The sequence below is a fragment of the Pedobacter gandavensis genome (assembly GCF_032678465.1).
Classification (GTDB): Bacteria; Bacteroidota; Bacteroidia; order Sphingobacteriales; family Sphingobacteriaceae; genus Pedobacter; species Pedobacter gandavensis_B.
This window is the reverse complement of sequence record NZ_JAVTSK010000028.1, coordinates 1-1,015: the sequence shown is the minus strand read 5'-3', so window position 1 is coordinate 1,015 and position 1,015 is coordinate 1. Positions and strand designations below refer to the sequence as shown.

Annotated in this window: 1 protein-coding gene; it reads left to right on the top strand. The window is 42.3% G+C overall.

Annotated elements, in window-relative coordinates:
- Positions 1 to 267: 267 nt before the first annotated feature.
- On the top strand, positions 268 to 1,015 hold a 748-nt coding region (locus R2Q94_RS22115), incomplete at its 3' end, for a transposase (RefSeq protein ID WP_316823647.1).

Genomic DNA, 1,015 nt, shown 5'->3' with positions numbered 1-1,015 from the left:
AAGCCTTTTTTCACATCAAACGTCGCAGGTGGCTGAATCTGGAGACCAATAAGGTAATTTACCGAAACTGGACTTTAGTAGAAAAGGGAACGCGCATGACAGAGGAATTCGCGGCTTTTTTAAAAGAAATCAATCGATACAGCGCCGAGTAGTGTTGATGCCATTAGCTCTTTTTACGGGGTAAAGGCTAAAAATCTGCTGCGACAGTACCGCGATTATCTGAGTGATTTTAAAAGCTGGGATCAGAAATCACATGCAAAAAACTGGTTGTTATATCCTGAAAACCTCGGTGAACAGCTCTCTATTGATGAAACTAGTTTGTCTCATGGTGAGCTTTATACGATAGTAACCAACAAAGCTGCTAAGGGCCGTAAGGGCGCTATAGTGGCTATTGTATCAGGTACCAAAGCTGAGACAGTCATTTCGATACTGCATAAAATTCCAGAAAGGGCAAGGAAGAAGGTCATGGAAATAACGCTGGATATGGCAGGAAATATGGAGTTGATCTGCAAACGCTGTTTCCCGCAGGCAGTCCGGGTGACAGATCGGTTTCATGTACAGAAACTGGCTACAGAAGCACTACAAGAGATGCGCATCAAATACAGGTGGGAAGCAATGGATGTCGAAAACCAGGCCATAGATCGCTTCAGAAAAGCAGGAGTCCTATTTCACAATAAAATACTCCACAATGGAGATACAGTTAAGCAGCTACTGGCGCGCAGCAGATATGTGTTGTATAAAAAACCTTCGGATTGGACAGCTACTCAAAAGGATCGTGCAAAACTTTTATTTGAAAGATACCCAGACCTTCAAACAGCATATGGGCTCAGTATGGGACTCAGCAACATCTTTGAAAACACAAAAGATAAGGTCTTTGGATTGGCTAATCTGGCTAAATGGCATGAGAAAGTAAGACAGACCGGATTCAAAGCTTTCAATACCATTTCAAGGTCAATCCAGAATCATTATCAGACCATCCTAAACTACTTTGATAACAGATCAACCAATGCTTCAG